This is a genomic window from Sulfuricurvum sp. RIFCSPLOWO2_12_FULL_43_24, from assembly GCF_001829605.1.
GTDB lineage: Bacteria > Campylobacterota > Campylobacteria > Campylobacterales > Sulfurimonadaceae > Sulfuricurvum.
Genome location: NZ_MIBT01000044.1, coordinates 51,121 through 58,459, shown reverse-complemented (window position 1 = coordinate 58,459; position 7,339 = coordinate 51,121). Strand labels below are relative to the sequence as shown.

Genomic DNA, 7,339 nt, shown 5'->3' with positions numbered 1-7,339 from the left:
ACATTAGCACAATTAGAGGGTAAATTACTGAGTTGCCGTATACTGCCGCAATTGTGTTTTACGATAGAAGAGTTTTTAAATGATCAAGAGGGTGTTTTCCAAAATATAGCAAACACTTTTGATAAAATTATCGTACGCTCCAGTGCTAAAGAAGAGGATGGACATGATACGTCATACGCAGGTTGTTTTCTTAGCCTTCCTAATGTAGAGGCTAAAAATAGGGTTGAATGTGTATCCGCCGTACAAAGTGTGATCGCTTCGTATGGTTCCTTAGATTTACAGAATGAATTTTTCGTACAACCTATGCTCTCAAATGTTCATTGCAGTGGAGTTTTATTTACTTCAGACCCGGATACTTTTGCCCCTTATTTAATAGCCAATATGGATTTTTCCGGGAGCACGGACGGTGTTAGTGCAGGACATAAAAATACGTTAAAAACGTTTGTATGTTTTAAACATGGAGAGCCTGATCTGGAGGATAGGTACCACAAAGCACTTGTTCGTATGGCAAAAGAGCTTGAGAGCATTTTGGAGAATCAGGCACTGGATATTGAATTTGCATTCGTAGATGAGATATTGTATCTTTTACAAGTTCGACCATTGACCTCAAAAACTACGTTGGACTTATCGAACATTGATATGAGCGATGCTTTGCATAAAGTTGCTAAAAAGATTGAAAAACTATCCATGCCGCATCCGGCACTATTGGGTTCAAGAGTTATTTATGGGGTTATGCCCGATTGGAATCCAGCGGAAATCATAGGGATAAGACCCAAAAAACTGGCATTATCTCTTTATAAAGAGTTGGTGACCGATTCGGTTTGGGCGTATCAGCGCGATAATTTCGGGTATAGAAATCTAAGATCACATCCTCTGTTAGTGGACTTTTTAGGGGTTCCGTATATTGATGTGAGAGTTTCGTTTAACTCTTTTGTCCCCAAAGAACTGGATGAAGAGATTGCAGCCAAGTTGATCGACTATTATCTGGACAGCTTGGAGGGTGCGCCTCATTTTCACGATAAGGTTGAGTTTGAGATCCTATTTTCGTGCTATACACTCGATTTACCGGCGAGACTCCAAAAACTAAAAGGGCATTCTTTCAATGAGGATGAACTCAAACAGATAGAATCTTCGCTTTTACATCTGACTAACAATGTGATCAAACAAGATGGCGGGTTGTATAAAAAAGATATTGCGAAGGTCGAACAATTAAAAAAGAGACATAGAACAATTGTTGATTCGCATTTATCACTTGTGGATAAGATTTATTGGTTGATCGAGGAGTGTAAACGATACGGTACATTGCCGTTTGCCGGTATAGCACGAGCCGCTTTTATGGCAACGCAGTTTCTGGATTCATTTCTGGCTTTGGGTATTCTTAGCGCAAATCAAAAACAAGATTTTTTACACTCGCTTAATACTGTTTCAAGGAGGTTGAGTGCCGATCTTCTGTGTGTTTTTGAAGATAAAATGTCAAAAGATGCTTTTTTGGAAGAATACGGACATTTAAGACCCGGTACGTACGATATAAATTCTTTGACCTATGCCGAGGCTTTTGATACCTATTTTAACAGCAAGCCCGATGATGGTAAACGTATTGATTTTAAATGGGAACCCTCTCAAAAAGAGATGATTGGCTCATTGCTTTTGGAAAATAATCTTGAAATAAATTTTGATGAATTGACGAATTTTATAAGAGAGGCGATAGAGGCCAGAGAATACGCAAAGTTGATTTTTACCAAAAGTCTTAGTCAAGTTCTAATGTATATCGAGGAATACGGAACACGGCTCGGTATCAGTCGGGGCGATATGGCACATTTGTCTGTCGGGGAGATTATGAGACTTTACTCTTCGGTAGAGGCATCCGATGTTTCGGATCTATTTGTTAGCGAGATAAAAAGAAATAAAAATGAGTATGTATTTACGCAAGCGGTAAAATTTCCCTCGTTGCTGGTAACTTCAGAGGATATATATCACTACTCTCTTGAGGAGGGGGAACCCAACTTCATAACCTTGAAATCGGTAGTCGCCCAGGTGAGCATGTGGAATGAGAAAGAGAATATTAAAGATAAAATCGTTTGCATAGAAAATGCGGATCCCGGATACGATTTTTTATTGACCAAGGGGATAGCCGGATTGATTACTTGTTATGGTGGGGCTAATTCACATATGGCTATTCGGTGTGCAGAATCTGGGATCCCGGCGATTATCGGTGCCGGAGAAAAGCTATTTTCAAACTATTCCAGAGCTAACGTTATAGAACTTGATGCGGCTTCTAGGGTATGCAGGGTGATTTCGTGAAAACAATCATAATAACACCTAGAATTTATAGAGACACTAACAGCGGTGAGATGCGCACGGCTTTAGATATGAATTGGTTTGAACTGTGCAAAGAGCTGAATATAAATGTGGTTGTTCTCTCATACATGGATACAAGTATAGATTTTTTACGAACGTTATCGCCATCGGGAATCATACTGAGCGGCGGCAATGATTTAAGCTCTATAAACCCTTTGAGCGAGAATACGATCAGAGATAAGTATGAACGCTCGTTGGTAGAGTTTGCGATGGCAAATGAGATACCGATTTTAGGTATTTGCAGAGGCATGCAGTTTTTAGGAGAATTTTTCGGAGGCAAAATCAACAAAGTATCGGAGCATGTTCGCTGTAAACATACGATATCCGTTAGTGAAAATCGATTCGGTATTATTGGCGGAGAACGTAATAGTTATCACGATTATGCACTAAGTAACAGCGGGTTGATGCGTGTTGTTGCCCGAAGTCCGGATGATTCGATAGAGGCCATTGAACACGCTACTCTCCCTATTGTTGGAATCATGTGGCATCCTGAGAGAGAGATACCGTTTTGTAAATCGGATAAAGATTTTATACGAAACTTTTTTGGAGTATAAAGAATGAAAGCAATCATCTTAGCCGCTGGGCAGGGGACAAGGCTCCGACCTCTGACGGACGATAGACCAAAATGCATGGTCGAGTATAAAGGCAAGTCGATTATCACTACGATTTTAGAGACGATGCATAATTGTGGGATTGAGGATATAGCAATTGTCGGGGGCTATAAAATCGATGTATTAAAAGAGTACCTCAAAGATCAAACAATCGTTTTTTTTGAAAATAAAGAGTATGAAAAGACAAACATGGTCAGCACTTTTTTCTGCGCTGAAGAGTGGATGGATGATGATTTGATTATTTCCTACGCGGATATTATGTACACCGATTCACTCTTGCAAAAGGTCCTTTCTGAACCATCTCCTATTTCTACATCGGTGGATTTAGAGTGGTTGGAATTATGGAAGTGTAGAATGGATAATCCCTTGGCAGATGCGGAAACGATGAAACTGGATGATTTTGGGAATATCGTGGAGCTTGGTAAAAAGCCGAAAAGCTATGATGAGATTCACGGTCAGTATATGGGATTGATTAAAATCAAAAAAGAGCTAATAGGTGAAATTGTAGAGTTTTACGCGACTTTATCACGGGATGCGATGTATGACGGCAAAAGTTTCACTCAAATGTATATGACCAGTTTTTTACAAATGATTATTGATCACATCATGCCGATTAAAGCGGTATTGGTTCATGGCGGCTGGATTGAAATTGATTGTGTCCAAGACATGGAGAGCGAGATGTTTATTCCATGATTAGAACCCCTGAAATCATCTACGACAATTTTGAGCAAGCGTTTGCGGAGGGGAATTTTGTTTACGTAGCGCTCAATGCTCCTATCGGTGCGTTAAAGGGATGCGCTTACGTCATGAGTGCCGATGTGCAAAAAGGGATAAAGATGATAGGCAATGCTCAAGATGAGCGTTCCTTATTCTATAAAGCCGTCGGATTTTGGTTTTTAAACTCGGATGAAGAAGCGCTGAGAATTTTAGAAAAGATTGATTTTTTGGAATCCGCCAAACAACTTATAAATACCATCAAAAATGGCTATAAGGCAGATTTGAGACTGTTCGATCCGATCTTTTTTTATCGCTTCGATTGTGATTATTCCGAGGCAAAGATTGAACTGAGTGCGGATGATCCAGCATTTTCGATCACCTGCGGTCCTGAATACCTCCCGCTTCAATCCTATAATGAACATGTTAGTATGGCTTTTAGTGCCGATTGGGATATTTTTGCCGGAGCGTATGAAAAATTAAAAGCGTTTGACTCATTGATCGTGCTAGGAGAGGGCGATCATGTCGAAATGAAGCGCATTTTTCCCGATAAAAAGATATTTTCCTATTGTCTTGGCGATGTTCTTTCCACCGTCGCATACGAAGAGGCTTTGAAAAAAGATATTGACCTACTGGTGACCGGCAATGCTTTTCATCCTCTATGGCCTGATAAAGTGGTTGTGATGGATCAAATCGTACAGTATAAACACGAGGCTAAGATCGTAATAGTAGAGCGGTTTTTTTCAAAAAAATCTTATTTGACGTTACTTAGCCGATCTAAAATCGCCGTTATTACCCATGCCAGACGTCCTCTTCTCTCCACGAGAGGGGTTGAAGCGTTGTATGCCGGATGCATCGCATTGGTTCCCGAAGATGAATATATAGCTCAGTTTTTTTCGGAAAAAGAGGGGGTGTTTGTTTATAACAACCATAACATCGAAAAGGTGATAGAGAGGATTCTAAACGAGTACGATACGCTGGCGATAGACTTTAAAAAGGTAAGAGAGAAAATAGGACAATTGTTCGCTAAACCGGCATCTTCGATACGGTTTTTGAAGTTTTGCTATATAGCCAGTATCCTTTCAAATAAGGGATTGCCAGATAATATTGAAATAATTCAAGATACAAATCAGAGCGAGCGAGAGCTCTGTGCGCAAATATTTTTAAACTCCAGACGCAGACCGAAAAAATTTGATTTTTATTCCAAACAAAAAACTTCAGCGGATTTAAATAGCCTGTTTATTCTGTTAAAGCAAAAAAAGTCAACCCCGTTAGTCCTTTGTTTTAATACGCTTCGAATGTCGATATATGCAAACGACTATGCTCTGGGTGAAGTGATCTACTCCTTTTTAATCGAACAAGACAATGTTGTGCTTACGCCGGAAAGTGATGATGTTCTAGACCCGGTAAGTTTTGATCCGGAAGGGTTCGATTACGATGCCTATTCGTATTATTTGGTGGAATATCTACAAGAAAAGTCTGCGGGTTCTCTGAAAAAGCTAAAAGACGTAGTGTATGCGAGTATTCATTATTACGGGGCATTGTGTCTGCTGCATGAAAACAAATCTGCTGAATCCAGAGCCTTGAAATCAATAGATCTGCATCCTGATTTCGGAGGCTCTTATACCATTTTGACCGATATGGCACTTCGCAGAGGAGATACGAAACAAGCGAAACAATACGCTGATGCGTTATCTCGTACGATGCCGTATAAAGTTGCTTCTTTAGATGAGCGTTTACTCGTCAATGAGTATTTCGCTCATCTATTTGAACACTATTATCACCGAACCAATCTATTTAAACTGGGGGATGTAAAGAGTTCTGCCTATATGCACAGTTTAGTTGAACGAGGGGAAGAAGAATTTTTCAACTTGTTATCGCGTTGGCTAAAAGAAAAAAATCCAAGAGTGTGCGATGCTTTGGCATTTTGCAAAGTAAACGATCTCTATGGAAAAACAGCCGATCGATTTATACACAATAATGCCATCTTGCTAGCCGAGTTTGATGAACATCCGTTAAATGAATGTGTGAGTATGAATACGGGAAATATTCTGATACCTTATGATGTGAGGTTGGAAGAAAATCTTTGGGTTTATGCGTTGGGGGAAACCTCTAAAGAATTAGGACGTCTCGACTTTTGGAACAGTATCAAAAATGGGGTAAAAGGATATGTTGATGATGATAAAAAATGGACTGAACAATTGTTCGAAGATCACGCTGTTGTCTCTAGTGATGTTTTTTTATCTTATCTTCTCCCATCTGATTCGGTAGCCATAGCGTCAGAGACCTATTTTGAAGATATCTATAACAAGATAACAGCTGTTTGTGAGCCTAAAAACATATTTTTAATCAAGATGGATTTGAGTTTTTGGAAGCTGATCAAAATAGACAAAACATTATGACGTATGCCATCATCGGATCGGGTATTATCGGTCTCTCCATAGCCAAAGCCATCAAAAAAAAGCATCCGGATGCTGAGGTTGTGGTAATCGAAAAAGAGTCCAAAGAGGCAATGCACTCAAGCGGGAGGAACAGTGGAGTGCTTCACGCCGGATTTTACTATACGGCGGATTCATTAAAAGCAAAGTTCACCAAAGATGGCAATAGTGCATGGACGAAATTTTGCGAAGAGAATGATCTCCCGATCAACAGATGTGGCAAAGTAGTTGTGGCAAAAGATGAAACAGAACTCGCAGGGATAGAAGAGTTATATCTAAGAGGAATTCGAAATGGGGTAGCGGTACAAATCATAGACGAAGAGGATCTTTACACTATCGATCCTAATATTCAAACGTATAAAAAAGCTCTCTATTCTCCTAATACCTCTACGGTAGACCCGATATTGATTAGTGCTGTGCTCAGAGAAAAATTAGAAAATTCCGGGGTAACATTTATTTTTGGAGACGGATATGCGTCAAAAAGTGAAGACGGCATTTTTTTAAAAAGCGGGATCAAAATCCAATGCGATAAAGTAGTAAATTGTGCCGGTTTATATGCTGATAAAGTAGCTAACGATTTTGGTTTCGGTACACACTATACGATTATCCCGTTTAAAGGGATGTATCTTAAATATTCCGGTACCGATAAACCTATCCGAACCAATATCTATCCTGTCCCAAATCTTAAAAATCCTTTTTTAGGAGTTCACTATACTGTAACTGTAGATGGTACGATCAAGATAGGCCCTACAGCGATTCCCGCTTTTTGGAGAGAAAATTACAATGGGCTAGGTGGATTTTCTATGCGTGAACTTTGTAATATCGTTAGCCATGAAGTAAAACTGTTTTACAAAAACTCGTTTGCTTTCCGAGCATTGGCGATTGAAGAGATGAAAAAGTATAATAAAAAATATTTTGTTTCATTGGCAACATCGCTTGTCAAAAAGATCGATGAAAATCATTTTAAAGAGTGGAGTAAACCGGGTATTAGAGCGCAATTGCTGAACAAAAAAACGCTTGAGCTTGTACAGGATTTTGTTGTGGAGGGTGATGATAAAAGTGTTCATGTTTTAAATGCGGTTTCACCTGCATTTACGGCAGCTTTAGTGTTTGGTGAATGGGTTGTTGAGAATTATGTTTTATTGGATAAAAAGTAAAAAATACCTACATTTTTCGATCATTCAAAGAGACTTTGAGAATTCATGAGATACTATAAAA

At 39.3% G+C, this 7,339-nt stretch carries 5 protein-coding genes; all 5 read left to right on the top strand.

From position 1 onward, the window contains the following. Nucleotides 1-2,301: PEP-utilizing enzyme (locus tag A3G19_RS04525; RefSeq protein WP_294870798.1), on the top strand; the 2,301-nt coding region annotated here is incomplete at its 5' end. 50 nt (nucleotides 2,302-2,351) lie between these two features. Next, on the top strand, nucleotides 2,352-2,912 hold the full coding sequence (locus A3G19_RS04520; RefSeq protein WP_294870796.1) for a gamma-glutamyl-gamma-aminobutyrate hydrolase family protein: 561 nt from the start codon (nucleotides 2,352-2,354) through the stop codon (nucleotides 2,910-2,912). A gap of 3 nt (nucleotides 2,913-2,915) precedes the next feature. Beyond that, nucleotides 2,916-3,662 (top strand): phosphocholine cytidylyltransferase family protein, encoded by a 747-nt coding sequence (locus A3G19_RS04515; protein WP_294870794.1) that lies wholly within the window; start codon nucleotides 2,916-2,918, stop codon nucleotides 3,660-3,662. Beyond that, nucleotides 3,659-6,085, top strand: a complete 2,427-nt coding sequence (locus A3G19_RS04510) for a hypothetical protein (RefSeq protein WP_294870793.1) — start codon at nucleotides 3,659-3,661, stop codon at nucleotides 6,083-6,085. Before A3G19_RS04515 ends, A3G19_RS04510 begins: the two co-directional genes overlap by 4 nt. Beyond that, a complete protein-coding gene (lhgO, locus tag A3G19_RS04505) occupies nucleotides 6,082-7,278 on the top strand; it encodes an L-2-hydroxyglutarate oxidase (protein ID WP_294870791.1) in 1,197 nt (398 codons plus the stop codon). Before A3G19_RS04510 ends, lhgO begins: the two co-directional genes overlap by 4 nt. The last annotated feature ends 61 nt before the right edge of the window (nucleotides 7,279-7,339 follow it).

Bases quoted from the DNA above. Each gene is read 5' to 3' on its own strand.
- lhgO (WP_294870791.1), top strand. From the start codon at position 6,082: ATGACGTATGCCATCATCGGATCGGGTATTATCGGTCTCTCCATAGCC.
- A3G19_RS04520 (WP_294870796.1), top strand. From the start codon at position 2,352: ATGCGCACGGCTTTAGATATGAATTGGTTTGAACTGTGCAAAGAGCTG.
- A3G19_RS04515 (WP_294870794.1), top strand. From the start codon at position 2,916: ATGAAAGCAATCATCTTAGCCGCTGGGCAGGGGACAAGGCTCCGACCT.
- A3G19_RS04510 (WP_294870793.1), top strand. From the start codon at position 3,659: ATGATTAGAACCCCTGAAATCATCTACGACAATTTTGAGCAAGCGTTT.